Raw genomic sequence first — 26347 nt, 5'->3', positions numbered from 1 at the left:
CTAATTTCCCCCTCTTAACGGCAGTTTAAGACTTCTGCAATATGCATCACTTTAATCGGCTTGCCTTGACGGTGAATGCGGCCACCAATATTCATTAAACAGCCAGCATCTGCCCCAATTAAAATATTTGCCCCTGTTTCTTCCACATTGTGTACTTTTTCATTGACCATTTCTCCAGAAATATTGCCCATTTTGACTGAGAATGTACCACCAAACCCACAGCATCGATCTTTGCCAGGGAGGTCCACATAGTGTAAGCCCTTGACATTTTTTAATAATTGAAAAGGTGCATCTGTTACACCAAGCAATCGTGTCATATGACAGGATGTGTGATAAGTAGCTTTGCCTTCTAAATGAGCTCCGACATCGTTTATCTTTAAAACGTTGACAATAAACTCTGTAAATTCATAGGTTTTATCTGCTAATGCTTGTGCCTTTGTTGCCCAGATCAGGTCTTCTTTAAAAACCTCAGGATATTCTTTTAACATATAAGCACAAGAACCTGAGGGGGAGACGACGTATTCAGCATGCTCAAAGGCTGTAATCATTTTTTTCATCGCATTTTTCGATTCCTTCACATAGCCGCTATTGTAGGCAGGCTGACCACAGCAAATTTGATCCTCTGGAAAATCAATCTCACAGCCAAGTCTCTCTAACACCTCAACAACGGCTTTCCCTACATCCCCTTGAAACAAATCCACTAGGCAAGTGGCAAATAGTGTGACTTTCATCTTTATCGCTCCTTTTAAAAAACAACTGATCATCTGATGACTTATCGATGATTTTATCATACAACAAATTTTACAGAGAATAAAACTATTTTTCATGAATTTTCGGAAAATAAAAAAACTACCTAGTGAGTGCTAGGCAGTTTACTATGATTGAGACTCAGTTGTTTCAAAATATTGTAAGAGCACTTTTTCAACATTGCTTAAATGAGACGCCATGGCATGTTTGGCTAGCTCCTCATTTTGTTGTTTAATTGCGAGGAAGATTTGCATATGTTCGTCATATAATTGTTCACTCGTTGTTTTCTGGGAGTACAACCATATTCGTCGCGTTTCTTTCATCGTGTCTATCATTAGGTCAGAAATTTGATCTAAGATTGTAGCGAGTAGAGGGTTTTGTGAGGCAGTGGAAATAGCTGCATGGAATTGATAATCTACTTTTTCACCGAGTTCACCATCCCCATGTGCTTGCTTCATGTTCTCTAAAATTTGTAACATCGCTTGTACATCCTGTTCTGAACGATGGATTGCTGCACTTGCTGCTGCTCCTACTTCAATTATTTTACGCACCTCTAATAAATGCGCAATATCCTGTTTATTTGTTAACATGGCAGTGGATAAAGGAAAATCAAGTTGCTTGGCTGGTACACTTTTGACAAAAGTTCCAGAGCCTTGCTTGATTTCAATTAACCCCATAGCTTTTAATGCAGAAAGCGCTTCTCGAACGGCGGATCGACTCACTTGTAATTGTTCGGCAAGCTGTTCTACAGAGTCCAGTCGATCGCCTGGTTTTAGGACACCAGCCCTGATTTTTTCATGCAGGATTTCGGATACTTCTTCATAGATCTTTTTTGGTTTAATTTTTCTTAATTTCAAGGGCTACACCTCTTTTTTTCGATCCATTGCACATCGGTTATCAATATTATACATGAAAAGTAGTCATATACTCATGGTTAACATGAACACTTTGTGGAGTAGGGGATACTTGTCGAAATGTAAGATAATAATATTGTTAATGTTACCTTATAATATGGTCATCTGATGACTTGGTGTTATGATGAATCTGTTCGTCTGAATAGTTTCTTACAATAATTATGAGGGTTTCACTACTAAAGCCTCTTTCAACAATAACGGCAAGCAATCGACAATGTCAAGGCTAGAGGAAAGGAGTGAGCGATAACCTCTATAATAGGGTAGAAGAATGGCGGATTATGTTGACAGAAAATCAAGAGGAGGGCATAATGCAGAAGGAGCTTGATGGAACTTCTTAAAAACCTCATTATTTTGCCATGAAACGTTCACAAACAGAAAGGACGCTTTTTAGCCTTTTTTTTGGTACGATGAATGCAGTAACTGTAAGGAGCGATTAAAAAATATGGGATCTGATATTAACGTATTTTTAGCTTTTGGTGCAGGGTTTTTAAGTTTTATTTCACCATGTACTCTTCCACTATATCCAGCATTTTTATCGTACATAACGGGTATGACACTAGATGAGCTAAAATCAGAAAAAGGCATGCTTCAAAAACGTGCCATTTTCCACACATTATTCTTTTTACTAGGATTTTCAATTATCTTTATCATTATTGGACTAAGCGCTTCATTTGCGGCGGAGTTTTTCCTAAATTATCAAACTTTATTACGACAGGTTGGCGCTATTTTAATTGTAGTATTCGGTTTAATGATTGTCGGATTATTGCAAGTAGACTTCTTAATGAAGGATCGAAAGTTCCAATTTAAAAATAGACCGTCTGGCTATTTTGGATCTGTCTTAATTGGTATTGCCTTTGCGGCAGGTTGGACACCATGTACGGGACCAATCCTTGCGTCTATTATTATGTTAGCTAGTACAAATCCTGGTGCGGGCTTTAGCTATATGCTTGCGTATTATTTAGGATTTGCGATTCCATTCTTCGTGCTATCTTTCTTTATTTCACGTATGACATGGATTCGTACACACAGCCAAAAAATTGTGAAAATCGGTGGTTATGTCATGATTGCCGTGGGGATTTTATTATTCTTTGACGGCTTAACGTATATTACCCGCGTTTTACAGCCTATTTTCGGTGGATTTACAGGCTTTTAATTTGTTAAACTAAAAGGCATACCGAACTTTAACGCGGAGGGAGATGAACATGTGCCTACAGTTTTAGTAGTGGATGATACGCTATTCATGCGTGTTGCAATCAGTAATATGTTTTCAGAATGGGGTTATGAGGTAGTCGGTAAAGCAGCAAATGGCAAAGAAGCTGTGGCGATGTATCGTGATTTACAACCAGATTTAGTCACAATGGATGTAACGATGCCCGTTATGACCGGTATTGCGGCAGTAAAAAAAATCGTCCCAGAATTTCCAAATGCAAAAATTATTATGGTGACAGCATTAGGTCAGCAAAAATTAATCGTAGAAGCGATTGAAAGCGGCGCCAAGGATTTTATCACAAAACCTTTCGAGCCAGAAAGATTAAAGGCTGTCGCCGATCAATTACTTGGACAAAATTGCTAATTAGACATTAGAGGAGGATTTTTATGTTGAGCAGTATCCCTTCTCACTATTATGTTATAGGGTCAACTATCATGGCCATTCTTATGGGCGGCTTTGTGATGATCATACGAATGAGAGCTTCCAAAAAGCCGACAAATGAGAAGAAAATTATTATCCCACCAATTGCCATGTCTTCTGGTGCACTCATGTTTTTATTTGAGCAATTCCGCGTGCCAGCCATGCAAATTTTAGAAGCAGCCGCGGTGGGCATGTTGTTCTCGACAATCTTAATTGCTACTTCGAAATTTGAAGTAAAGGGACGAGACATCTATTTAAAACGTTCCAAAGCCTTCGTTTTTATTTTATTCGGTCTGTTAATATTCCGAGTCATAGCGAAAATGATTTTAAGTAGTTCCATCGATGTCGGTGAATTAGCAGGTATGTTCTGGATACTAGCCTTCGCCATGCTATTACCTTGGCGAATCGCTATGCTGATCCAGTTTAAAAGAGTCAAAAAAACAATCCCAAAACTACACTAGTGCAGAAGCTAGTGTAGTTTTTTTGTGCTTGAACAGCAAAAGTGTGGATAGAAGCTTAAAAGAAGAGGATAGAATTTTGAAGCGTGGATAGAAGCTCAGAAGTGGTGGATAAAACAGCAAAAGTAGCGGATAGAATGAGGAAAGCGAAGGATAGCTTTGCGAAAGAAGAGGATAGAACCTAGAGCGTGGATAGAAGCTCAGAAGTGGTGGATAAAACAGCAAAAGTAGCGGATAGAATGAGGAAAGCGAAGGATAGCTTTGCGAAAGAAGAGGATAGAACCTAGAGCGTGGATAGAAGCTCAGAAGTGGTGGATAAAACAGCAAAAGTAGCGGATAGAATGAGGAAAGCGAAGGATAGCTTTGCGAAAGAAGAGGATAGAACCTAGAGCGTGGATAGAAGCTCAGAAGTGGTGGATAAAACAGCAAAAGTAGCGGATAGAATGAGGAAAACGAAGGATAGCTTTGCGAAAGAAGAGGATAGAACCTAGAGCGTGGATAGAAGCTCAAAAGCGAAGGATAGCCTTTCAAAAGCAGCGGATAGCCACGAACACCCACATTATAAATAAGAAAAAACGCTGCACATAGCTTCGTGCAGCGTTTTTTTAATCAAATAAATGTTCGTAGGGGGCGATGTCAATGTGCATTTGTTCTAATTTTTTGCGTAAAAATTTGTGATCGCGTTTTGGTGTGGCCTGGATATATCCACGAATAATAAGGTCATTATTGATGGCAGCAGCTTTTTCTTCTAATGCGAGCTCGCCAATTTTTCCTGCAATTTTTTCCTTTGCTACTTGTCTAAAGAGCTCAGGTACAGGGCTTACTAGCTCATAGAGTAAGTCTTTTTCAGCTTGTCCCCATAAGTGAATCGTTCTATCTAAATAATATTCTTGCCAATCTAAATCTGATTTTCCATCTTGTTTAGGGAGTGCCTTTAAAAATTTTCGGAACATGAAGAATCCGCCAATAGCCATCAATGAAATGAGGACGACAACCCAAAATAAAATAAACCATAAAAACCAACCTTGTAACAAATCGTTCACCTCTTTGCCTTCTCTCATTCTATTATAAGAGCTTCCGAAAAAAAATTCATCCTATAATGTCCCTTTTTTAGCAATTCGCCATTATATAGTGTGCAGAAGGGAGGTGAGACTCGATGGTAGACGTTCACTTTTTAAATGCAACACTGCGTCTTAAGTATGTGACGGGCTATGATGAACAAAATGAACCAATATTCATCACAAAATCATATCGAAATATTAGCCCCTCGCATAATGAGGGCGACTTAGTAGCGGTTGCACACGTCATTGCTAGTCTTTCATCACAGACATTGGCTAGTATTGTCAAGCAAGAAACAAACGAGTTATCTTAAGGAGGAATCAAACATGACACAAGTTTTAGAGTTACTCTTTGCAACGACTGATGGGAAAACGACAACACTTACAATTGATGCACCAAAGCCGCATATCACAGCGGCTGAAATTCAGCAGGCTATGACAACGATCCTTGCTAAAAATGTCTTTGCTGGTCAGACTGGTGCTTTATCTTCCATCAAGGGTGCACGCATGGTAGATCGCCAAGTAACAGAATTTGATGTAGCAACAGAATAATTCAAAACAGGTCTTTGCAATGAAACCGCAAAGACCTGTTTTACTGTAGGAGAGAGGGGGAGACAAATGGAACCGTGGCTGAACATGATATCCGATATCGGTTTTCCGATTTTAGTGTCATTTTATTTATTGCACCGTGTCGAAGTAAAGCTTGATGCGATTCATGCGGCGCTCGTTTCGTTAAAATGAAATTTATTTCACAAAGATGTACGAAAGCTGTCACGTAGAAGTTCTTGTCAACGTTTACAACCTACGGTAGGATGAGGGTAGTGTAGGTTAGGGAGAGTGTTGACATGAAACGTAAGTTAATAGGGCTAGTTCTACTTTTAGCCTGTGCATCTGTGCTTGGCGCATGTGGAAATTCAAAATTTAAAGCAGACTACAGCCTCGAAATACCCGATTTTGAACATATTAATCAACGTGGTGAAACCGTTTCGCTCGAAAGTTTAAAAGGTAAGCCTTGGATCGGCATGTATATTTTCACGAACTGTATATCGATTTGCCCGCCGATGTCATTGAACATGGCACAAGTGCAGGAAAAGCTCCAGAAAAAAGGAGTAGAGGATTATCACATCGTTGCCTTTTCAGTAGATCCAGACGTTGATAAACCAGAAGTGTTAGCTAATTATATCAGTAAATACAATGTGCCAGATGAATCTAAGTGGAATCTTCTGACAGGCTATTCACAAAAATATATTGAACAGTTTGCAGTGAAAAATACAAAGATATTAGTGAAAAACGACCCTAACAGTGACCAAGTCATTCATGGCAATCAATTTTTCTTAGTGGACAAAGATGGTGTAATGGTCAAAATGTATAATGGCTTTGCTGAAAACATTGAAGATGTACCAATTGATACGATAGCTTCCGATATCGAAACATATATTGATGAAAATTTATAAAGAAGCAATAAACCGTCTCGAATTTTAGAGGCGGTTTTTTTATGTCATTTTAAGCTGGAAAAATAATCTTTTTCTGGTTGGGAATCGTTTATAGTGTGGAAGGAGGGAAATCACATGTCAGATAACGAAAAATTAGAGCAGCTAATGGCTATACATACGGAGCAAATGTTTCGAATTGCTTATTACTATACGAAGGATTTACAAATAGCCGAAGATATTGTGCAGGACGTATTTATTAAATTTTATCATCAAAAGGATTATGAAGAGAGAGGGGAGATGAAAGCATATCTTGCCCGCATGACAATCAATAAATGTAAGGATTACTTAAAAAGCTGGGCATACAGAAAAATTACATTGCAGCATAGATTTTTTACAAAGCAAAAAATGGTCTTACAGGACACACTGATTCGTCAAGATGAGCAAGCCTTACTAGATGAAGCGATTTTACGCTTACCAATCAAGCAACGCGAAGCAATCGTTTATTTTTATTTAGAGGAGATGACGATTAAAGAGATTGCGGAATTACTTACAATTCCTGAAGGTACTGTGAAATCTCGTTTAAAGAAGGGGAAGGAGCTATTAAAAATAGATTTGCAACATATTGAATGGGAGGTACTTTTCCATGGATAAGCATACAATGCAGGCGTTACAAGATGTTTCAGCACATAAAGAAGCAATCATACATAAGGTTCGCCAACAAATTCAGCAAGAGCCTTATCCGTCCAAACCAAAGTGGACGTATCGTGCAGTTACCATCATGATGACATGCTCTATTTTATTTTTCATTGCCTGGCAAGCAGCCAAACCGTCTAATCAACTGACGACACAGGTAATGAATGAAGAAGAAAAACCTCCTTTTACGGATTTGTTTCAAACAGAAGTGGAAGGAACAGATACAACATACAGTCAGTTTTTCCCGCTAGCCAATTTTTTAAGTCAGGCAAAAAATATCAAATATTATGCACCACTTCAGGGTTTCGTGGCTATGCAATCAGTAGCAACCTCACTGGGCAATGTCGTTCATCTTACTACACCGGAAGAGTTGCCATTTCAACCAAATATTCAGGAGGTCTATGCGGTATCATCCAAAATGGATGATGGCAGTCAACAAACGCAATTTCAATTTAGCTATAAAGAAAAATCCTCCACTGGCAGGGATCTACAATACATTAATTTCTCAGTGACAAATGTAAATCGTAATCCCTTATCAACATATATTAAATCGAAAGATATTGAGGAAACTTTAGGGATTAAAGTTTCAAATGTAGGTTTAAATTTTATGAATCCTTTATATTATCGGGAGATGACACCAGATCGAGGTTTTGTTTACATTTACTATAATTACGATGAAACAGATAAGCGCATCTTTCAAATGACTACAAATGCCAATGAATTTTATACGTACTATAACGGCTATGTCTATCATATTGGTTATCAATTAGATGGCGACCCACAAGAAGTCCAAGAAAAAATGGCGACCATCGTAAGGACGTTTATTCTTGGCGATTAGTAAAGCGCAGATGAGACAATCCCTTTGAACTATTATAGAATGATAGAAAAGAGGGGATGGGTACAATCATGACAATCGCACACACTTATTTACAAGTTGTTCAAAAAAGATTTAACAATGTGAAAGAGCAGGGGGATAAGGCGCTTGCCCAATTAGAAGAGGCACAGTTACATTGGGCGTATAATGAGGAATCCAATAGTATCGCAGTTATTGTGAAGCATGTTAGTGGCAATATGATTTCACGCTGGACAGATTTTTTAACGACGGATGGTGAGAAGTCTACACGTAATCGAGATGATGAGTTTATGGATAGTCTTCACACGAAAGAGGCCATGCTCGTAGCTTGGGAAAAGGGTTGGCAAGTGTTTTTAGACGCCTTAGCGAGTTTAACAGAATCTGATTTGCAGCGATATGTCACAATTAGAGGAGAGCAGCTAGCAGTCATTGATGCCATTGAAAGACAGATGGCGCATTATGCACAGCATGTCGGTCAAATTATTTATATTGCGAAACAAGTTAAGGGCTCTGCTTGGCAAACGCTTAGTATTCCAAAAGGACAGTCACAGGCTTTTACAGAATCCATGCTAGATAAACAGCAACGTTAACTAAAGAAAGATCGTAGCCAATAACATGTGCTACGATCTTTTTATGTTAAATATAGCTTGTACATGGTCGTTTCTGCATCAATAGCTTGGGCGAGTTCGAATGCTTCCTGCTGATTTCTTTGATTCGTGATGATCTCATAGAAAAAGCGAATAAGAAACATGAGATTTGCGTTACCTTCTATATAATCATCGGGTGCTAAATAGGAGTGACAGCCACTTTCTAAAAAGGCTGTCGCTAGCTGTTGCCAGCCTAATGTACAGCCAGCTGCTATCACCTTGACATCCTGTAGCTGACAATAGGATAGGACATCCTGTCGTTCAAAGTAGATACTTTTAGGTTCATTGTCTTCATATACATCTTCGCCTAACTCGGGTAAACAAAAGCGTCCCTCATTACCGTGGAAGTTTAAAATAAGATAGTCCATTTTGCTTGGCAGATCCTCTCCAGACAAGACATCAATCAAATCATTTGGTCTTCCGATTAAATGAATTGTCACCCGTGCATCAAAGGATTCTAGTGCCGCTCTGATGGCCATGGATTCGAAATCACAATCAGGTCCAATGACTAAATGTACGTATAATGCTGGTTTACTCATATTTGCTTCACCTCTATTATTAGTATAGATGAAACTTATTGGGAGTGTAAACCGTATATTACAATAATTACTATATATAAAAGTCTGTAAAGGAGGCGTAGGGATGCACAAGGGAGGCCATATTTATACACTGTTACTAGGCATTATTCTTAGTATAAGTACACTTCTACTTTTCAGTTACAATGAAAGGCAGCGAGAGGAGCTAGTATCCCTGCATCATAGTGAATTTCAAACAATTCAAGAGGCTTGGTATTTGTCTGGAAGTGATAGCAAGGAGCAATATTTGTATCCATTAAAGCAAGTGTTCTACATCAACCGTTATGAGGTGAAAGACAAGGAACATCTCCAACAAGCATTACAGTCCCCAAAAAATCCGGTTAGTCGACCAGCTAATGCTACTACGGTAAGCGACTTATATATACGTCTTTATAATGGCAAGGAAATGGCCGTGAAGGTGATTAGCAAGGATGAACGATTATTCCTAATGGATCAGAAAACGATGCAGTATTATGAACTAAAGGCACAAGATATGGTGGATTATTTTCATTTGTTGAATGAAGAAAGTAGAATGCCGTTTCTATTATTTATTGTGTATACAATTATATTTTTCAGTCTAGCCTTTATGCTAGCAAAGAAACTTACAGGGGCTAAATCGATAGAAAAAGAAACGGCTCCTCCCATATATTTAAACAAAGCGAAGAGCAAGAGACCGTTAGCAGATTTTATTTTTCCAGCCGCCTTGCCATTCGTTATTACATTTTCTTTGCAGATCTATGGGGCTCAGCATAGCTTATTGTTACTAAGTGCTATTATGCTTACTTCAGGCATTCGAGAATATGTTGAAAAAAGAGGGCTTTTTCTTAAAATGGTTCTGTTGCTCCCTCTCTTTTGGGTTTACCTCTACGGTTTCCAAATGCTTTCTACCTATTTAAACTAGCGATATAGTGGATATTATTGTCAATAGATTGAGCGTGGAGTTCTTATTTTTGTTAAATTTTAGCGATAATTTATGAGGATAGATACATATTATATAGGTTAATAGGTTTAGGTAGGCTATACTCAATATGATTATAGTAGAATTGAGGGAATCATATGAGACTAACTGTGGAACGAAAACTACAAATTGCTTTTGGCATTGTACTCGTCTTCCTACTGCTTATTTCAGGTATTGCATTATACTACTTGAATCATAATAATCAGACTCTAGCAGAAATTGAAGACAAGACAGAATTTATTCATTTATATCAAGATATCTCGTTCCAAACAGTTCGAGCAAATGCAGCTATTCGTGGGTATATATTATATGGCAAGGAAGAAATGCTTAACAACCACCATGAAATCCGCGAGACCTTACATACGTCGATTAATCGTCTCCAAGAAAAAGGCGATAGCAATGAAGAGTTTGAGCAGTTTTTACAGCAACTAGCCGATTGGGAAAAGGCGATAGATGGGCAGATAGTGCCACTTTATCAACGAGGAGATCATCAACAAGCCCAACAGCAAGCATTGCCAATTTTAGGTGAAGGTTCTCTGAAGTTAGTTGTCTTTGGTAAGACGATGGCAACGGCTCAACAGGAAGAGATGCAAGCTCATATTGAAGCAACCAAGCAAGAAGGAGAAAGAAGCGGGGTAGAAATTACAATACTAGCCGTTATTTCTTTGATTGTTAGTATCATCATTGCCACAGTATTTGGGAGACGAATCGCTAAAAACATTCAGCAAACAGTAATAGAAATGGATAAATTCTCTGAAGGGAATTTGCACACGCATTTACAATTTAAAACCAAGGATGAATTCGCCCATTTGGCCGAGTCCTTTAATAGTATGTCACAAAAGCTTCGACTGATGATGAAACAAGTAGGCAACTCCTCCGAACAAGTTGCAGCCACATCAGAACAACTGACGGCTAGTAGCATGGAGGTTACACAGGCGACAGAAGTGGTGACGGAATCTATTCACGATATTGCACAAGGAATTGACCAGCAGGACACTTTAACAAGCGATGTACGGAATTTATCAGCTCATATTTTAAAGAAAATGAATGATATTTCTACAAGTATCCATAACGTGAATCATGCAACCGTCGAAACGAAAAATATGGCGAGTATAGGGCGTTCTTCTGTGCATGATGTGACGGAACAAATGAATGAAATTTCTGCCAATACAAGCGAGTTAAATACCCGTGTGCAAGATTTAGATGACAATACAGCGGCGATTGTAAAAGCCGTGAATGTCATTAAAAGTATTGCGACACAAACTAATTTACTGGCAATCAATGCCTCGATTGAAGCGGCAAGAAGCGGTGAACATGGCAAAGGCTTTGCGGTTGTTGCAGAGGAAGTACGCAAGCTAGCAGATGAGTCCAATCTTGCAGCGGGGGACATTGAAAAAGTAGTGGCACAAATTACCGATAGCACGAGAGTCATTGAAGAGGATATGGTCAATAGCAATGATTCGGTCCATGTAGGACGTGAAAAGGTCAATGTGGCAAGAGATAATTTTATACAGATTGATGATGCCATTAATGATGTACAAGCACAAACTGAGATAGTGACAACAGCCATTCGGACTATTCATCAGGATGTAGAAAAGTTAGTCAAAGAAATTGATTATATTAGTGAAGTCTCAATGAAATCGAGTCGCCATGTACAAAGTGTTGCAGCCTCTTCAGAAGAACAAAATGCAGCAATGGAGGAGGTAGCAGCTTCCTCTACACATCTAGCGAAAATGGCGATAGATTTGCAAGAGTCTATACAGTCATTTAAATATTAACGAAACACTACCTCTGTATATTTACAGGGGTTTTCTAGTTGTCTGCAAAGCCTGAATAATAAGAAATTCAAAAATATGTTTGAAAAATAATATTTCATCCGATAAAAGCTTTGGGAGAAATGTGAAGCAGATAAAGAGAGGGAAATACTGTGGAAAATAGCTTGCTATTTTTTCACGACAAGAATCAAAAGGAGATTGATATATGAAGAAACTATTTAGCAGTTTTAAGGGCAAGCTTTATACTTTATTTGCGCTAGTATTACTAATTCCTGTCATTTCTGTTGGGAGTTTATCTTATTTATCTGCAAAAGACTCAATAGAAGAAGAAATATTATTTAGTGCCAATGAAAGTGTGGGCATTTTAAATAAGCTTATTGATAAAACCATTAGCGAAAAAATGGATGATATCAATGTATTTAGCAGTGAATTAGATGCAGGAAAATATCAGCAATCCCAAGCCTCTATTGAGACGAATTTGCATCAGTATGTAGAGCTAAATCCAGATGTGCTAAGTATTTATATTGGCATGAACGATGGCTCCTTTACACAAGAGCCAAAATTAAATGATGCAGACTATAATCCACTAGATCGAGATTGGTATAAAGAGGCAACAGCCCTCAAAGGAGAAACGTTAATCACAAATCCTTATAAAGATGCAGGAACTGGCGATATGGTTGTGACGGTTGCCAAACAGATTAAGGATCATGCTGGGGTTGTGGCTATTGATATTAAACTGACAGACCTTCAAAAAATTGCAGATTCCATTCGAATCGGGAAAAATGGTTATCCTTCTATTTTTGGTGAAGAAAATATGGTTATCTCACACCCTACGCTTGAAGCTGGAGGAAAACTAAAAGAAAGCTTCCTCGATCAAATGTACGAAAATCCTTCTGGTACCTATAAATATGTCTTTGACGGTGATAACCGAATCCTGTTCTATACAACAAATGAACTGACTGATTGGAAAATCACAGGGACCATTTTTGCCAAAGAAATTGATGAATCGGCATCTAAAATTTTATACCATACGATTTTAGTGCTGATTGCGGCTATTGTTATTAGTACGATTGTCTTTTATTTTGTTATGAGGGCTGTGTTAAAGCCAATTAAAGCTTTAAAGGATAGTGCTGTGACGATCAGTAAAGGCGATTTGACAGAAACGGTGACGGTTACGTCGAAGGATGAGATTGGTCAATTAGGACAAGCCTTTAATGATATGCAAGAAAGCTTACGGACACTTATTCAAAAAATTGAGCAAAATGCAGAGGAAGTGGCTTCGTCAGCAGAGGAGCTAACAGCCAACGCGAATCAAACAAGCATTGCAACGGAAAAAGTGGCGATTTCTATTCAGGATGTTGCCTCAAGTGCTGATTCGCAAACGATCAGTGCCAATAAAAATGCAGAATCACTGCATGAGCTTTCAACAGCTATTTTGCATATTGCCGAAATATCCTCTGCTGTGACAGACCTTTCGCAGCATGCAACATCACAAGCAGATGAGGGTGGACAAGCTGTGCAGAATACGAAGGATCAAATGCAATCCATTCATTTATCTGTAGCAGATTCCAATGCGAAAATTCAAACCTTGCATGAACGATCTCAGCAAATTACGTCCATCTTAGATGTCATTACGAGCATTGCCGATCAAACGAACTTACTTGCATTAAATGCAGCTATTGAGGCGGCAAGAGCAGGTGAGCATGGGAAAGGGTTTGCCGTTGTGGCAGATGAGGTTCGCAAGCTAGCAGAACAATCACAAGAATCGGCCAAACAAATATTTGAGCTTATTCGAGGTATTCAGCAAGAGACGGAGCAATCTGTCAGTATTATGGCGAAGGTAACGGAGGATGTGCAAAGTGGTCTGCATATTTCGGATGAAGCCATTGCAAAATTCCAAGTCATTATGGCAAGCATGAATGAAATTACACCTAAAATGGAGGAAGTCTCTTCAGCCTCTGAGCAAATGTCAGCAGGTGTTCAAGAGGTGGCAGCCGTAACAGAAGATTTGGCATTCTCTGCAAAAGGCAATGCTTCTGCATCCGAGGATGTAGCGGCATCAACAGAGGAACAATTAGCCTCAATGGAAGAAATCAATGCCTCGGCACAAGCACTCGCACATATGGCGGATGAATTAAAGCAACTGATTAGTCAATTTAAATATTAAAGCACAAACGCCACTCCTATCAAAAGGAGTGGCGTTAGCTGTTTATCGATCTTCTTCCCAACAGTCTGTATTTTTTAAGGTTGGAATTGATTTTGCATAAAAGACAGGATTTTTACCAGCTTTACGTTGCTGTGTAAAGTCGTCTAATACAAGGAAGGCAATTTTACCGAGAATAATAATAATGGCTATATTGATGAGCGCCATTAGACCCATAAATAGGTCAGCTAAATTCCATACAAGCTGTACCTGAGCTACAGAGCCAAACATGACCATAGCTAACACTAATATACGATAGCTAAACATCCAACCTTTATGCGCATCCATAAACTCAATATTGGATTCACCATAATAATAGTTTCCAATGATCGAACTGAAGGCAAAGAAGATGATGGCGATAGCAATAAAGTAAGGAGCCCAGTCCCCAACTTGGACAGCTAAAGAATTTTGCGTCAAGATAATGCCGTCACTTTCGCCTTTATCATATAAGCCAGCTAAAATAATGATAAAGGCAGTCGCTGTACAAATCATGATCGTATCAAAAAAGACACCTAAGCTTTGTACTAGCCCTTGTTTGGCAGGGTGTGAGGTATTGGCAGTTGCCGCCGCATTAGGTACACTCCCCATACCAGCCTCGTTGGAAAATAAACCACGACGGACACCTTGCATAATAGCCGCCCCAATTGCACCACCAGCAGCTTCCTGTAGGCCAAATGCATGCGTGAAAATTAAGTTAAAAACATGCGGGATTTCCGAGAAATTTGTCACTACAACGAAAAGGGCTACAAGTAAATAGAAAATCGCCATGACAGGTACAAGAATTTGCGTCACCTTCACAATTCTATGAACACCGCCAAAAATAATTAAGGCTGTTAAGGCGACAAGTATTATCCCAATGATCGCTGGTTTGATATCAAATGCTTCTCCAACTGACGTGGCAATTGTATTGGACTGTACAGCATTAAAAATAAACCCAAAGCTAAATGTTAATAAAATACTAAAAATAATTCCTAGCTTTCGTTGACCTAACGCTTTTTCCATGTAGTAGGCAGGTCCACCCCGGAAGGTATTACCATCCTTCACTTTATAAACCTGTGCTAAGGTACTTTCAATGAAGGCAGTAGCCATCCCTAAAATAGCGATGATCCACATCCAAAAAACAGCACCTGGTCCTCCTACACCAATGGCTAAGGCAACACCTGTAATATTCCCCGTGCCGACACGTGAAGCAGCACTAATAGTAAAAGCCTGGAACGGTGATACACCTGATTCGCCCTCTCTTTTTTCTACAATTAAACGAAACATTTCAGGAAACAGACGAATTTGTACAAACTTCGTACCAAATGAAAAATATAGTCCTGCTACGATCAATAAAATAATTAGGATATATGTCCATAAAATATTATTTCCACTATTTACAATACTTGAAATCCATTCCATAAGTTGTCCTCCTTTCACAATACGCTTTAGTCTACACTGTTTTTTTATAATAAATCAACATTTCTAAAATAATAGAAATAATCATAATATTTTGCTATTTAAAAATATTTAAATGGATAGAGTTGCTTTAAATACTATTTTTCTGTCATATTCGATAGGGAGATAAAGCATTGAATTTGGAAAATTCTCTTATTTTATTGCGAGTTATGCGTATAATAATAGAAAAGGAGTGTGATGTTGATGAAAACAATCGGCTTAATTGGTGGGATGAGCTGGGAATCCTCCGCTGCCTATTACAGGCTCATGAATGAGCAGGTCAAACAGCGACTAGGAGGCTTACATTCTGCCAAATGTATTTTATATAGTGTGGATTTCCAACAAATTGAGCATTTTCAAGCGAAAGGAGAGTGGGACAAAGCGGGGAATGTTCTGGCACAAGCAGCGCAATCACTTGAGCGTGCAGGTGCAGATTTCGTTATTATTTGTACGAATACGATGCATAAGGTCATTGATATTATAGAGGAAGCGATTATCATCCCGATTTTACATATTGCGGATGCAACGGCTAGACAAATTAAAGAGGCAGGTCTACAGAAAATAGCCCTTCTTGGCACGAAGTATACGATGGAGCAGGCGTTTTATAAAGCAAGAGTGGAGGGCTTTGGTATTGAGGTTATTGTGCCAGACAGCCACGAACGAATGGAAGTAAATCGGATTATTTATGAAGAACTGTGTTTAGGTATCATTAAGCAAGACGCCAAATCGTACTATATCCAAGTTGTTGAGGAGCTTGTGCAAGCGGGGGCACAAGGAGTGATTTTAGGCTGTACGGAGATTGGTTTATTGATTCAGCAGGAGGATATTAGTGTGCCAGTGTTTGATACAGCAGCCATTCATGCACAAACTGCGGTGTCCATGGCGATTCAGGAGGAGTTGTAATATGCCAGGCAAGGTACGACAAATGGGCATCAAGATTGGCAAGTTACCAGTTGGACCAAAAAACTGTATGACCGATGTAGCGGGAGTTCAGGTGGGACATGTCACATTGGATGAGCCATTAGATCAGGACGGTGCTTATGCGTGTACAGGAGTCACAGCCATTTTACCGCATGGTGGTAATTTATTTCAGCAAAAGGTAACGGCGGCAAGCTATGTGTTAAATGGTTTCGGAAAAACAACGGGACTTGTGCAAGTCAATGAGCTTGGTGTGATCGAATCACCTATTATGTTAACGAATACCTTTGGCGTGCCAGCCGTTACACAAGGAATATTAAGCTATATGTTGGACTTGAATGAAGATATTGGGCTCATAACAGGAACGATTAATCTTGTTGTAGGCGAATGTAATGATAGTTATTTAAATTCGATTCGAGCGTGTCCCGTGACACCAGAACATGCAATAGCAGCCATTCGTCAAGCCTCTACGGATATAGCACAGGAAGGAGCCGTTGGAGCAGGGAAAGGCATGATGTGTTTTGGCTATAAAGGGGGGATTGGTTCGTCTTCTCGCCTTGTTAAAGTTGAACAACAGGAAATTAGCTATACAGTTGGCTGTCTAGTTCTCAGTAATTTTGGCCAAAGCACTGAGTTTTTAGCCGAGCGTTACAACGCTTCCAATAGGCAAAGCCAATCAACATTATCTCCTACGGATGGTTCAATACTTATTATTCTTGCAACGGATGCCCCGTTGAGTAGCCGCCAATTGCTGCGCGTCATTAAACGCTGTGGTATCGGTCTCGGTCGGACAGGTAGTCACTTTTCACATGGTAGTGGGGATGTAGTCATTGGTTTTACAACGGCACACAGTATTCCTCATACGACAGATCAGCTGATGGAAACAAGAACACAGCTACGTGAGGATCACCCCATCATGAATCAGTTGTTTGCCGCCGCAGCTGAAGCGACAGAGGAAGCGATACTTAATTCATTATCTCAGGCCCAGACTACAACGGGGCGCAATGGCCATACAGTGGAAGCTTACGCTTTTCATAAGGCATAACGATTAAAGCTATTGAGACATCATCCATGTTTCGATAGCTTTTTTTGTACCTCGTTAGCATGAGCGAGCAATGTGATGAATAAAATCCTTAACTAGAGGACAAAAGTGATTTTTCGACAGTGTTTTGCTGGAATATGAATCATTATAGGAGAAAAACTATTATATTGTAATTATTCCTTTTTTATCTAGTCAATGCTAGAGAGATATGATAACATTCATTTTAAAAAAACTGAATTATCTAAAAATTAAGGAGGTGTGCCAATATCATCAACCTATTTCAACCAATAGCGGCAGCTGTAAATAGGAATCCACCTCTATCTCCGTTTGTTCGTGAAAACGGTGAGCCGCTTATCCGGGTCACAGCTACACATCCGAGACTATTCATGGAGCCTATCTACTATCAGCAACAGATTCCTGATAGTTTGCAAGTTATTTATGTGCGAGAAGGGGTCTATAAGCGTTTGCAGCAGGCGTTAACGTTATTACCACAGGAATATAGTCTCTTACTTTATGATGGGTATCGTCCGTTTCAAGTACAGCAATATTTGTTTACCCATTTTTCAAAGCAATTAGCACAACAAATGCCACAGGCAACATCACAGGAGCTTGTGCAGGCTACGAAAAAATATGTAGCTTTGCCAAGTGAAGAATTCGCCCCACATTTAACAGGTGGTGCAATTGATGTCACGCTGGCTGATGTCCATGGTAAAGCGTTGGATCTTGGTACAGCTTTTGACGAAATGCATGAAAAATCTGCGACACGTTATTTTGAACAGCACTTGAAGGAAAATCCGCTGGCCTGTCAGCATCGGCGTCTGCTGTACAACTGCTTGTCACTTGCTGGATTCACGAATTATGCAGAGGAATGGTGGCATTACGATTATCACAATGTGGCATGGGCAAGACGTGTGCAAGCACAGGTAGCCCATTATGGAGCAGTACACGCAACAATACAAAATCATAATGTAAAGGAGTTGCGATTTCTATGAAGGTTTATATTAGCGCAGATATTGAAGGGATTACAGGTACAACATCATGGAGTGAGACCGAGTTAAACGCACCGGACTATCTGTTTTTCCAAAGACAAATGACACGAGAAGTAGAAGCAGCCATTGAAGGAGCGATAGCAGGAGGCGCCACAGAAATTTTATTAAAGGATGCCCATGATTCTGCTCGCAATCTCGATATTTCCAATTTACCCATCAATTGTAAAGTCATCCGTGGCTGGACATATGATCCAATGTGTATGGTGGCAGGTCTTGATCAAAGCTTTGACCGTGCCATTTTTATTGGCTATCACAGTAAAGGAGGAAGTGAGCGCAACCCACTTGCCCATACACTTTGCACATATGCCGACGTCAAAATTAATGGTCATTATGCAAGCGAATTTTTAATCAATACGTATGCGGCGGCTTTACATGATGTTCCTGTATCCTTCGTTAGTGGGGATGTGGGGCTAACAGAGGAAATACAGGCCTTGAATGAACATATGATTACATTTGCCACAAAGGAAGGCATCGGAAATGCAACGATTAGTGTCAGCCCACAGCTAACCATTATGGAAACCAAACGTCTGGTAGAGTCTGCAATGAAAGTGCCACGTGCTGATTTGCAGGTAGCGTTACCAGAACGCTTTGTGGTGGAGATTATTTATCGAGACCATACACGAGCTTATCGCAATTCTTTCTATCCAAATGCCACATTCAAACCACATAATACCGTAGAGTTTATCACCGATGATTTTTATGAGGTGCTTCGTATTTTACAATTTTTAACATGATGCTACTGAGCTTGCTTTATCAATGAATGATCAATAGTGATAGCTTCGTTCCAAAATAGGAATAGAGTGCTCATTCAGGAAAAGCCTTACTCATGGAAAGGTGAAAAGCGCTCATCGAAGCGATGACCTCGCTCAGAAAGAGGAGAGGCGCTCACCCGAGTGAAGAATTTGCTCAGTAAAGCGCTTGCCCCGATCACAACAAGGCAAAATCGCTCATTCCAGCGAAGCCACCACTCAAAGATGTAGTCAAAAAGCAGTGGGACACGCTGTCCAATATGTTTGATTTGATAGAACCTACAAATTTATCTCATTACCGTGACAACGAGCATGGAATCGTTGTGCATTTCATCGATAGTGGGTCGATTTAGAAGGACCTAGCTTATGTTTGAAAGATCCTATTGAAGGTGCATCCGTCCTTGCAATAGGATTTTCATTATAAAAAGATGATTAGGGGGATGCTTGTGAGAAAGTCTTGGTTGCTGTTCATATGTCTGGTCGTATTGTTTTGTGTAGCCTGCAATGATGAATCATCGAGTGAAAAGGCATCGGAATATCGTGTTGTGTATTCGGGAGAAATTAAAACGTTAAATTATTTAAAGACGTCTGAAACAAATGAATTTGCGGTGGCCGCAAATATGGTGGATGGACTCATAGAATACGATCAATATGGAGTCGTTCAGCCAGGATTGGCGAAGGAATGGTCTGCTAATGAGGATGCTACTGTTTGGACGTTCAAGCTACGTGATGATGCTAAATGGGTCACACATGAGGGGAAGGACTATGCAGATGTTGTGGCACAAGACTTTGTGGATGGCTTACATTATGTGCTTGATGCTAAAAATGAATCATCGACGTCTTGGATTGCGACGGTCGTAAAAAATGGGGAGGCCTTCTATAACGGCGAGTTGGCTGATTTCAAGGAGGTTGGCATAAAGGCGCTAGATGAACATACAGTAGAATATACTTTAGAAGCCCCGACACCCTATTTCCTTTCTATGTTGAACTATGTTTGTTTCTTCCCGGTGAATGGCAAGTTCATTGCCGAGAAAGGGAAGGATTTTGGTACGACGCGTGAAAATTTCCTTTATAATGGCGCTTATCTTTTAGATAAATTTGAACCGCAAAATGAGCGTGTTCTTGTGAAAAATGAGTCATATTGGGATAAAGACAAGGTGCTGATTGATCGCATTCGCTATAAATACAATAAAGAAGCGGCAACAGTGGCACCAGAGCTATTTTTACGTGGAGAAATTGATTCTGCTAGTATTCCAACCTCTATTATTGATGAATGGTTTAAAGACGAGAAGAAAAAATCCCAGGTTCGTCAAACACAAAATAACTTCTATACCTACTTCTATGCACTTAACTTTAATCCACAATTTGACGCCCAATATGAGCCAGATAACTGGAAGGTTGCAGTCAATAATAAAGATTTCCGTAAATCCTTATTCCATGCACTGGATCGGGTGTCCGCAATGCTGACGGTTGAGCCTTATAATCCAGCAGATTTGCTGAGCAATACTATTACACCGAAAAACTTTGTCGATGTGGAAGGGGTGGATTATACCCAATTAGCGCCACTTACGACCATTTCCAATGAAGATTCCTTCAATAAAGAGCTCGCTCTAGAGTACAAAGAAAAAGCGAAAACAGCATTAGCAGGTAAAGCCACGTTCCCTGTAAAAGTATTAATGCCCTATAATGCAGGCAGTCCAGATTGGGCCAATCGTTCTCAAGTAATGGAACAGCAGATTGAAAAATTACTAGGGACAGATTATGTCGACATTATTGTAGAGGCTGGTCCATCGACAGGCTTCTTATCAGAGGTGCGTCGTCCTGGCAAGTTTGCGCTTTTAGAAGCGAACTGGGGTCCTGACTTTGCAGATCCCTCTACGTATACAGATCCATTCACAGTGGACGGTACTTACAATAAACCAGAATTAGCAGAAGGCTATAAAGAGGCAAATGGCAAAACGACGTACCAAAACCTTGTGGATCAAGCGAAAGAAACGATTGATGCCGCAAAACGCTATGAGCTATTTGCAAAGGCAGAGGCCTTTTTAATTGATGAAGCCTTTGTGATCCCTTATTCAGTAGGGGGGAGTGGCTATGTGGCGTCTAAATTAAATCCATTTGAGGCGCAATATTCGCCATTCGGTGTAACGGCAGAGAAATTTAAAGGACAGCAAGTGCTGGAGAAGCCAATGAGTAATGAAGAATTTAAAAAGGCGCTCGCGCAGTGGGAGCAAGAACGTGCGGAAGCGTTAGCGAATGCTGAAAAGTAGTATGGCTTCGTAGAGGAAAAGGAGATACCGAAAGAATAGTCGGCATCTCCTTTAGTCTTTTGGATAAAGGAGGATAGCGCCATGTTGCAGTATATAGGAAAACGTCTCTTACAATCCGTGTTCACCCTTTTTATTATCATCACGATCGTCTTTTCATTATTACGATTAATGCCGGAGGAAGGATATTTAGGAGCGGCAGCCGATAAAATGTCACCGGCTCAGCAAGAAGTTTATTTAACAAATCTTGGCTTGCGTGATCCATTGCTTGTTCAGCTAGGAAATTTTTATAAAAATTTGTTGCAAGGGGATTTAGGCAAATCGGTCACTTATCGTACGGATGTACCGGTTGTGACGATTATTGCGGATAAAATTATGTATTCTCTGCTCTTTGGTTTGGGGGCAGTAGCTTTATCGCTACTCATTGGTGTGCCGTTAGGGATTTTGATGGCCTATCGTAAGGGGCGTTGGCTAGATCGGCTAGGGACAGGCTATATCGTCTTTATCGTTGCTGTCCCAGCAGCAGTCTACTACTTAGTCATTCAAATGTATATTACGGAACTCTTTCAATTACCGATGCTGTTTGATGCGTACAGGCCGATTACTTGGATTTTGCCACTTACCTCCATGGCGTTGGCGCCGACAGCCTCCTATGCGATGTGGATGCGACGATATATGGTAGATGAACTGAACAAGGACTATATTAAGCTAGCAAGGGCGAAGGGTGTGAAGGAGCGGACATTGATGTTCCAGCATGTACTGCGAAATGCCTTTATTCCAATGGCACAATACTTACCTGCCACCATTCTATTTACGATTACAGGCTCTATTTATATCGAATCGCTCTATTCCATTCCAGGGATGGGGGGCTTACTCGTGGATGCCATTCAGCGTCAGGATAATACGATTGTGCAAGGCTTAGTGCTAGTATTCTCTTCTCTTGGCATCATCGGACTTATTTTAGGGGACATTGCCATGGCACTTGTCGATCCACGCATTAAATTAGGCAAGGGAGGGGGTGTGCGCTAATGGGTATGTATACAGATGAAATCAATAATATTTCGAATAAGTCCCGTCAAACATTGTTTGAATTTGCTGAAGTTGACGCAAGACAGGCAGAGGAAACTGGCTATTCCAATTACTCTTATTGGCGGTCTACATGGCAATCCTTTTTAAAAAATAGACTAGCCGTTTTTTTATTAGTGGGAGTGTTTATTATTGTCAGCTTCACCATTCTCCAGCCTTATTTACCAGCGCAAAAATCACCAACTGAAATTTACTTGGATGAACAAACAGGGATGCAGGCACGCAATATTACCCCCAATGCAGAGTTTTGGTTTGGCACGAATTCCATTGGTCAGGATTTATGGTCTCGTATTTGGGCGGGCACAAGAACATCTCTCTTTATTGGCTGTGTCGTAGCCTTGGTAGAGGCAGTAGTCGGTATTACAATCGGTACACTGTGGGGCTTTTCACGAAAATTAGAAGCATCGATAACGCAGCTATATAATGTTGTCGATAATATCCCCACAACCATTGTGCTCATTTTAATGTCTTATATTTTACGCCCAAGTATTTCGACGATCATTATAGCTATGTGTATAACGGGATGGGTGGAAATGGCGAGATTTATTCGCAATCAAATTGTTATTTTACGTGACCGTGAATACAACCTAGCCTCAAAATGTTTAGGCACTCCTGATTATCGTATTATCCTAAAAAATTTATTACCATATTTGATTTCAGTGATTATGTTGCGTATGAGCCTCGCTATTCCCTTTGCGATAGGAGCCGAAGTATTTCTAACATATATCGGTTTAGGGCTACCAATCAGCGAGCCGTCCTTAGGAAATTTAATTAATGAAGGACGCGTACTCATGATGTCACCAGATTTACGTTATCAGCTGATTTTTCCAAGTATTGTGTTAAGTGTCATCACGATAGCATTCTATATTATTGGTAATTCTTTTGCAGATGCAGCAGATCCGAAAAACCATGTGTAAGGAGAGGAAATAAGTGACATTGAAAAAATCGCGCATATTAGTCATACAAAATTTAATCATTCAGTTTACGTTACGGGGTCGTGTCTTAACAGCTATCCGCGATATTTCACTCGACCTTTACAAGGGAGAAAGCTTAGCCATTGTTGGTGAATCAGGTTCGGGAAAATCGGTGCTGATGAAATCCATTATGGGCTTGCTAGATAAAAATGGCAGCATTCAGCAAGGACGAATCATTTACAATGCACAGGATGTAACTCAGTTTACGACAGAGCAAGAATGGTTGCGTATTCGAGGTAAGGAAATTGCGATGGTAACGCAGGACCCAATGACATCGTTGAATCCGCTCAAAACCATTGGGAAGCAAATTGAGGAATGTGTCGTCATGCATCAAGGCTTAAGAGGCAAGGAAGCCTATGAAGAAACATTAAAGTTGCTAACAGATGTAGGTATTACAGATGTGAAAAAACGCTATAAGCAATACCCACATGAATTTTCGGGAGGCATGCGCCAACGTATTGTCATCGCTATTGCGATTGCCTGTAAACCGAATATTTTAATTTGTGATGAACCAACAACCGCTTTAGATGTGACCATTCAAGCTCAGATATTACAACTATTAAAGAATCTTCAGCAGAAATATGGCTTATCCATTGTCTATATTACGCATGATTTAGGCGTTGTCGCAAAGGTGGCTGATCGTATTGCCGTGATGTATGCGGGTGATGTCATTGAGGTCGGGGAAACGCATGAAATTTTCTTTAATAGTAAGCATCCTTATACGTGGGCACTCATTTCCTCCTTACCTCAGCTTGGCTCAAAGGGGGAACAATTATATTCAATTAAGGGCACGCCACCGAATCTTTTTCAGGAAATAAAGGGTGATGCCTTTGCACCACGCAATCCATATGCATTAAAAATTGACTTTGTAGAGCGTCCACCTTTTTTTCAGGTCAGTGACACCCACTATGCGCGCACATGGTTATTAGATCCACTTGCACCAAAAGTAGAGCCGCCAGCCGCTTTACAAGCATTTTTTGTAGAAGGGAGGCAGTATGCTAATGACCGATAAAGAAGTGCTAGTAGAAGTGCAAAATGTATCCGTCGTATTTGGTAAAGGGAAACATAAATTTACAGCGATTGATGATGTCAGCTTTCATATTTTTAAAGGTGAAACATTTGGCATTGTAGGTGAATCAGGATCTGGGAAAACAACGATTGGTCGGGCTATTATGCGTATTAATGAGGTGACAGAAGGACAAATTTTGTATCATGGCAAAAGTATACAGGGCAAAATTTCGAAAGAGTGGGATAGAGAAATTACGCAGAAAATCCAAATGATTTTTCAGGACCCGATGGCCTCCCTCAATGAGCGAGCAAAAGTGGATTATATTATTTCGGAAGGATTATACTCTTCAAAGAAATATAAGGATGAGGCAGACCGTCAGCAAAAGGTTCGCAATGCTTTATTAAATGTAGGCTTGCTGCCAGAGTTCTCTAGCCGCTTTCCTCATGAGTTTTCAGGAGGACAACGGCAGCGTATTGGCATTGCTCGTGCTTTAGTGATGGACCCCGAGTTTATTATTGCAGATGAGCCTATCTCTGCCCTAGATGTGTCCATTCGAGCACAAGTATTGAATTTATTAGCTAGTCTGCAACAGCGTAATCATTTAACGTATTTATTTATTGCCCATGATTTATCAATTGTCCGTTTTATTACCGATCGGACAGCGGTCATTTATAAAGGGAAAATGGTTGAGCTGGCAGACACAGAAAAGCTATTTACTCATCCGCTGCATCCTTATACAAAGGCACTGTTATCTGCAGTACCAGAGCCGAATCCCTATAAGGAACGAGGGAAAATCGTTGAAGTGTATGATCCGTCACAGCATCGTTATGAGGAAAATCCTCCTTCATTTGTTGAAGTAGAGAAAGGTCATTTTATTTTGGCCAATGAAGAGGAACTAACGCATTATCGTACTTCACTGAAAATGGAGGGAAAAACATGATTCGTCCAAAGGCATTGAAAAAAGGTGACACTATTGGTCTTATTAGTGCTTCTGGGGCAACACCACCAGAAAAGCTGCAGCCTGCTATTGCGAGTATTGAGAAGCTAGGGCTCAAGGTGGTCGTTGGGGAGACCTGTCACGCAAGGCATGGTTATTTAGCAGGTGCTGATGATGTGCGGGCGGCAGATGTCCATCGCATGTTTGGTGATCCGACCATTGACGGCATTTTTTGTATACGTGGAGGCTATGGGGCGACGAAGATTTTAGCACAATTAGATTTTGAGCTGATTCGAGCAAATCCTAAAGTATTTGCAGGCTATAGTGATGTGACTGCCTTACATATAGCCTTTCAACAGCTATGTGGCTTTGTTACGTATCATACCCCGATGCCATCCACGGAATTTATTAGACAGGAAATGGACGACTACACATGGCAATCCTTCAGGCAGCAGATTATGGACAATGACAAAACGTCGTTCTACTTAGAAAATCCCTCTAACCAGCCCATGTCAACACTTGTCAGCGGGAATGCTACAGGTCAGCTAATTGGTGGTAATTTAACATTGATTACAGCGTCACTTGGCACACCCTATGAAATTGATACAAGAGGTAAAATTCTGTTTTTAGAAGATGTCGATGAAACGCAACAACGGGTCGATCGTATGTTGACACAATTAAAGCTGGCGGGGAAGTTCGATGACGCGGCAGGTATTTTGTTAGGAGCATGGACTAATTGTGGGCCTGAAAATCTGCAAAGGCCAGAGCATAGCTTATCACTACACATGATTTTCCAAGAAATACTAGTGCCTCTAGGTAAGCCAATTATAGCCGAAATGGCATGTGGTCATTGCTTACCAACGATGTCGCTGCCTTTAGGAAGAACGATCTCAATGGATGCGGACAACCAGCGAATCCATGTGATTGAGTAGGTA

At 40.2% G+C, this 26347-nt stretch carries 28 protein-coding genes; 23 read left to right on the top strand and 5 right to left on the bottom strand.

Going from position 1 to position 26347, the window contains the following annotated elements; translation table 11 throughout:
* Window positions 1-14: 14 nt before the first annotated feature.
* Window positions 15-731: a (Fe-S)-binding protein gene (locus MHI34_RS21325; RefSeq protein ID WP_089932483.1), complete on the bottom strand. Its 717-nt coding sequence runs from the start codon at window positions 729-731 to the stop codon at window positions 15-17.
* 144 nt (window positions 732-875) lie between these two features.
* Window positions 876-1604 carry a FadR/GntR family transcriptional regulator gene (locus tag MHI34_RS21320; RefSeq protein WP_342503950.1) on the bottom strand — a complete coding sequence of 243 codons (729 nt, stop codon included), beginning with the start codon at window positions 1602-1604 and terminating at the stop codon, window positions 876-878.
* 499 nt (window positions 1605-2103) lie between these two features.
* On the opposite strand from MHI34_RS21320, the gene MHI34_RS21315 reads away from it, so the two are divergent.
* Genes MHI34_RS21315 through MHI34_RS21305 form a run of 3 tightly spaced genes read left to right on the top strand, consistent with a single transcriptional unit; the run spans window position 2104 to window position 3752 of the window.
* Complete coding sequence (locus MHI34_RS21315; protein WP_058844721.1) at window positions 2104-2814, top strand: cytochrome c biogenesis protein CcdA; 711 nt, start codon at window positions 2104-2106, stop codon at window positions 2812-2814.
* Window positions 2815-2865: 51 nt separating this feature from the next.
* Complete coding sequence (locus tag MHI34_RS21310) at window positions 2866-3234, top strand: response regulator (protein ID WP_036129242.1); 369 nt, start codon at window positions 2866-2868, stop codon at window positions 3232-3234.
* Window positions 3235-3257: 23 nt separating this feature from the next.
* Window positions 3258-3752 carry a cytochrome c biogenesis protein CcdC gene (locus MHI34_RS21305; RefSeq protein WP_342503949.1) on the top strand — a complete coding sequence of 165 codons (495 nt, stop codon included), beginning with the start codon at window positions 3258-3260 and terminating at the stop codon, window positions 3750-3752.
* Between the two features lie 602 nt (window positions 3753-4354).
* Here the strand turns inward: MHI34_RS21305 and MHI34_RS21300 are convergent.
* Window positions 4355-4783 carry a DUF2621 domain-containing protein gene (locus MHI34_RS21300; RefSeq protein ID WP_141903346.1) on the bottom strand — a complete coding sequence of 143 codons (429 nt, stop codon included), beginning with the start codon at window positions 4781-4783 and terminating at the stop codon, window positions 4355-4357.
* Between the two features lie 122 nt (window positions 4784-4905).
* Here MHI34_RS21300 and MHI34_RS21295 point away from each other — a divergent pair, with 122 nt between their 5' ends.
* The 7 genes from MHI34_RS21295 (at window position 4906) to MHI34_RS21265 (ending at window position 8376) form a co-directional block, all read left to right on the top strand.
* On the top strand, window positions 4906-5121 hold the full coding sequence (locus MHI34_RS21295) for a DUF1659 domain-containing protein (RefSeq protein WP_058844042.1): 216 nt from the start codon (window positions 4906-4908) through the stop codon (window positions 5119-5121).
* Window positions 5122-5134: 13 nt separating this feature from the next.
* A complete protein-coding gene (locus MHI34_RS21290; RefSeq protein ID WP_036129258.1) occupies window positions 5135-5359 on the top strand; it encodes a DUF2922 domain-containing protein in 225 nt (74 codons plus the stop codon).
* Between the two features lie 66 nt (window positions 5360-5425).
* A complete protein-coding gene (locus MHI34_RS21285; RefSeq protein WP_080717186.1) occupies window positions 5426-5548 on the top strand; it encodes a YvrJ family protein in 123 nt (40 codons plus the stop codon).
* Window positions 5549-5652: 104 nt separating this feature from the next.
* Window positions 5653-6261, top strand: coding sequence for an SCO family protein (locus tag MHI34_RS21280; protein ID WP_036129262.1), 609 nt, complete (start codon window positions 5653-5655; stop codon window positions 6259-6261).
* A 114-nt stretch (window positions 6262-6375) separates the two neighbouring features.
* Window positions 6376-6891 carry a sigma-70 family RNA polymerase sigma factor gene (locus tag MHI34_RS21275; RefSeq protein WP_101966819.1) on the top strand — a complete coding sequence of 172 codons (516 nt, stop codon included), beginning with the start codon at window positions 6376-6378 and terminating at the stop codon, window positions 6889-6891.
* On the top strand, window positions 6884-7771 hold the full coding sequence (locus MHI34_RS21270) for a hypothetical protein (RefSeq protein ID WP_271912971.1): 888 nt from the start codon (window positions 6884-6886) through the stop codon (window positions 7769-7771). Before MHI34_RS21275 ends, MHI34_RS21270 begins: the two co-directional genes overlap by 8 nt.
* Window positions 7772-7839: 68 nt before the next feature.
* Entirely contained in the window at window positions 7840-8376 is a 537-nt protein-coding gene (locus MHI34_RS21265) for a DUF1572 family protein (protein WP_036129271.1), read from the top strand.
* 41 nt (window positions 8377-8417) lie between these two features.
* Here the strand turns inward: MHI34_RS21265 and MHI34_RS21260 are convergent, their stop codons facing one another.
* On the bottom strand, window positions 8418-8972 hold the full coding sequence (locus MHI34_RS21260) for a hypothetical protein (RefSeq protein ID WP_036129275.1): 555 nt from the start codon (window positions 8970-8972) through the stop codon (window positions 8418-8420).
* A gap of 103 nt (window positions 8973-9075) precedes the next feature.
* Here MHI34_RS21260 and MHI34_RS21255 point away from each other — a divergent pair, with 103 nt between their 5' ends.
* From MHI34_RS21255 to MHI34_RS21245, 3 genes are all read left to right on the top strand, one after another.
* Window positions 9076-9909, top strand: a complete 834-nt coding sequence (locus tag MHI34_RS21255) for a hypothetical protein (protein WP_058844045.1) — start codon at window positions 9076-9078, stop codon at window positions 9907-9909.
* 155 nt (window positions 9910-10064) lie between these two features.
* Entirely contained in the window at window positions 10065-11744 is a 1680-nt protein-coding gene (locus MHI34_RS21250) for a methyl-accepting chemotaxis protein (protein WP_271912975.1), read from the top strand.
* Window positions 11745-11946: 202 nt separating this feature from the next.
* The gene (locus MHI34_RS21245) at window positions 11947-13908 is read left to right on the top strand and encodes a methyl-accepting chemotaxis protein (protein ID WP_036129282.1); all 1962 of its coding nucleotides are present in this window, start codon (window positions 11947-11949) and stop codon (window positions 13906-13908) included.
* 42 nt (window positions 13909-13950) lie between these two features.
* Here the strand turns inward: MHI34_RS21245 and MHI34_RS21240 are convergent, their stop codons facing one another.
* Window positions 13951-15345, bottom strand: coding sequence for an alanine/glycine:cation symporter family protein (locus tag MHI34_RS21240; protein ID WP_340810862.1), 1395 nt, complete (start codon window positions 15343-15345; stop codon window positions 13951-13953).
* A 240-nt stretch (window positions 15346-15585) separates the two neighbouring features.
* Here MHI34_RS21240 and MHI34_RS21235 point away from each other — a divergent pair, with 240 nt between their 5' ends.
* The 10 genes from MHI34_RS21235 to MHI34_RS21190 all read left to right on the top strand — a co-directional run bounded on the left by MHI34_RS21235 (window position 15586) and on the right by MHI34_RS21190 (window position 26344).
* Window positions 15586-16284 carry an aspartate/glutamate racemase family protein gene (locus MHI34_RS21235; protein WP_342503948.1) on the top strand — a complete coding sequence of 233 codons (699 nt, stop codon included), beginning with the start codon at window positions 15586-15588 and terminating at the stop codon, window positions 16282-16284.
* A gap of 1 nt (window position 16285) precedes the next feature.
* Window positions 16286-17344: a P1 family peptidase gene (locus MHI34_RS21230; protein WP_342503947.1), complete on the top strand. Its 1059-nt coding sequence runs from the start codon at window positions 16286-16288 to the stop codon at window positions 17342-17344.
* A gap of 383 nt (window positions 17345-17727) precedes the next feature.
* The gene (locus tag MHI34_RS21225; RefSeq protein WP_082673765.1) at window positions 17728-18333 is read left to right on the top strand and encodes a M15 family metallopeptidase; all 606 of its coding nucleotides are present in this window, start codon (window positions 17728-17730) and stop codon (window positions 18331-18333) included.
* Window positions 18330-19124 (top strand): M55 family metallopeptidase, encoded by a 795-nt coding sequence (locus tag MHI34_RS21220; protein WP_058844953.1) that lies wholly within the window; start codon window positions 18330-18332, stop codon window positions 19122-19124. The genes MHI34_RS21225 and MHI34_RS21220 overlap by 4 nt, the downstream gene beginning before the upstream one ends.
* Window positions 19125-19585: 461 nt before the next feature.
* Window positions 19586-21409 carry a peptide ABC transporter substrate-binding protein gene (locus MHI34_RS21215; protein WP_342503946.1) on the top strand — a complete coding sequence of 608 codons (1824 nt, stop codon included), beginning with the start codon at window positions 19586-19588 and terminating at the stop codon, window positions 21407-21409.
* An 81-nt stretch (window positions 21410-21490) separates the two neighbouring features.
* Window positions 21491-22435: an ABC transporter permease gene (locus MHI34_RS21210; protein ID WP_342503945.1), complete on the top strand. Its 945-nt coding sequence runs from the start codon at window positions 21491-21493 to the stop codon at window positions 22433-22435.
* Window positions 22435-23409, top strand: a complete 975-nt coding sequence (locus MHI34_RS21205; RefSeq protein ID WP_089932473.1) for an ABC transporter permease — start codon at window positions 22435-22437, stop codon at window positions 23407-23409. Before MHI34_RS21210 ends, MHI34_RS21205 begins: the two co-directional genes overlap by 1 nt.
* A 13-nt stretch (window positions 23410-23422) precedes the next feature.
* Window positions 23423-24478: an ABC transporter ATP-binding protein gene (locus MHI34_RS21200; RefSeq protein ID WP_082673764.1), complete on the top strand. Its 1056-nt coding sequence runs from the start codon at window positions 23423-23425 to the stop codon at window positions 24476-24478.
* Window positions 24468-25415 carry an ATP-binding cassette domain-containing protein gene (locus MHI34_RS21195; protein ID WP_082673763.1) on the top strand — a complete coding sequence of 316 codons (948 nt, stop codon included), beginning with the start codon at window positions 24468-24470 and terminating at the stop codon, window positions 25413-25415. The genes MHI34_RS21200 and MHI34_RS21195 overlap by 11 nt, the downstream gene beginning before the upstream one ends.
* On the top strand, window positions 25412-26344 hold the full coding sequence (locus tag MHI34_RS21190) for an LD-carboxypeptidase (RefSeq protein WP_330494048.1): 933 nt from the start codon (window positions 25412-25414) through the stop codon (window positions 26342-26344). The genes MHI34_RS21195 and MHI34_RS21190 overlap by 4 nt, the downstream gene beginning before the upstream one ends.
* Window positions 26345-26347 lie beyond the last annotated feature (3 nt).

Source organism: Lysinibacillus sp. FSL L8-0126 (assembly GCF_038630385.1).
GTDB lineage: Bacteria > Bacillota > Bacilli > Bacillales_A > Planococcaceae > Lysinibacillus > Lysinibacillus fusiformis_D.
Note: the sequence above shows the minus strand (reverse complement) of the source record. Positions and strands in the feature narration are given on the sequence as shown.

Coding starts and splice junctions, on each gene's coding strand:
- MHI34_RS21270 (WP_271912971.1), top strand. CDS start 6,884: ATGGATAAGCATACAATGCAGGCGTTACAAGATGTTTCAGCACATAAA.
- MHI34_RS21220 (WP_058844953.1), top strand. CDS start 18,330: ATGAAGGTTTATATTAGCGCAGATATTGAAGGGATTACAGGTACAACA.
- MHI34_RS21225 (WP_082673765.1), top strand. CDS start 17,728: ATGGAGCCTATCTACTATCAGCAACAGATTCCTGATAGTTTGCAAGTT.
- MHI34_RS21290 (WP_036129258.1), top strand. CDS start 5,135: ATGACACAAGTTTTAGAGTTACTCTTTGCAACGACTGATGGGAAAACG.
- MHI34_RS21275 (WP_101966819.1), top strand. CDS start 6,376: ATGTCAGATAACGAAAAATTAGAGCAGCTAATGGCTATACATACGGAG.
- MHI34_RS21205 (WP_089932473.1), top strand. CDS start 22,435: ATGGGTATGTATACAGATGAAATCAATAATATTTCGAATAAGTCCCGT.
- MHI34_RS21240 (WP_340810862.1), bottom strand. CDS start 15,345: ATGGAATGGATTTCAAGTATTGTAAATAGTGGAAATAATATTTTATGG.
- MHI34_RS21195 (WP_082673763.1), top strand. CDS start 24,468: ATGACCGATAAAGAAGTGCTAGTAGAAGTGCAAAATGTATCCGTCGTA.
- MHI34_RS21245 (WP_036129282.1), top strand. CDS start 11,947: ATGAAGAAACTATTTAGCAGTTTTAAGGGCAAGCTTTATACTTTATTT.
- MHI34_RS21250 (WP_271912975.1), top strand. CDS start 10,065: ATGAGACTAACTGTGGAACGAAAACTACAAATTGCTTTTGGCATTGTA.
- MHI34_RS21265 (WP_036129271.1), top strand. CDS start 7,840: ATGACAATCGCACACACTTATTTACAAGTTGTTCAAAAAAGATTTAAC.
- MHI34_RS21190 (WP_330494048.1), top strand. CDS start 25,412: ATGATTCGTCCAAAGGCATTGAAAAAAGGTGACACTATTGGTCTTATT.
- MHI34_RS21210 (WP_342503945.1), top strand. CDS start 21,491: ATGTTGCAGTATATAGGAAAACGTCTCTTACAATCCGTGTTCACCCTT.
- MHI34_RS21295 (WP_058844042.1), top strand. CDS start 4,906: ATGGTAGACGTTCACTTTTTAAATGCAACACTGCGTCTTAAGTATGTG.
- MHI34_RS21230 (WP_342503947.1), top strand. CDS start 16,286: ATGCCAGGCAAGGTACGACAAATGGGCATCAAGATTGGCAAGTTACCA.
- MHI34_RS21235 (WP_342503948.1), top strand. CDS start 15,586: ATGAAAACAATCGGCTTAATTGGTGGGATGAGCTGGGAATCCTCCGCT.
- MHI34_RS21285 (WP_080717186.1), top strand. CDS start 5,426: ATGGAACCGTGGCTGAACATGATATCCGATATCGGTTTTCCGATTTTA.
- MHI34_RS21325 (WP_089932483.1), bottom strand. CDS start 731: ATGAAAGTCACACTATTTGCCACTTGCCTAGTGGATTTGTTTCAAGGG.
- MHI34_RS21305 (WP_342503949.1), top strand. CDS start 3,258: ATGTTGAGCAGTATCCCTTCTCACTATTATGTTATAGGGTCAACTATC.
- MHI34_RS21315 (WP_058844721.1), top strand. CDS start 2,104: ATGGGATCTGATATTAACGTATTTTTAGCTTTTGGTGCAGGGTTTTTA.
- MHI34_RS21260 (WP_036129275.1), bottom strand. CDS start 8,972: ATGAGTAAACCAGCATTATACGTACATTTAGTCATTGGACCTGATTGT.
- MHI34_RS21255 (WP_058844045.1), top strand. CDS start 9,076: ATGCACAAGGGAGGCCATATTTATACACTGTTACTAGGCATTATTCTT.
- MHI34_RS21280 (WP_036129262.1), top strand. CDS start 5,653: ATGAAACGTAAGTTAATAGGGCTAGTTCTACTTTTAGCCTGTGCATCT.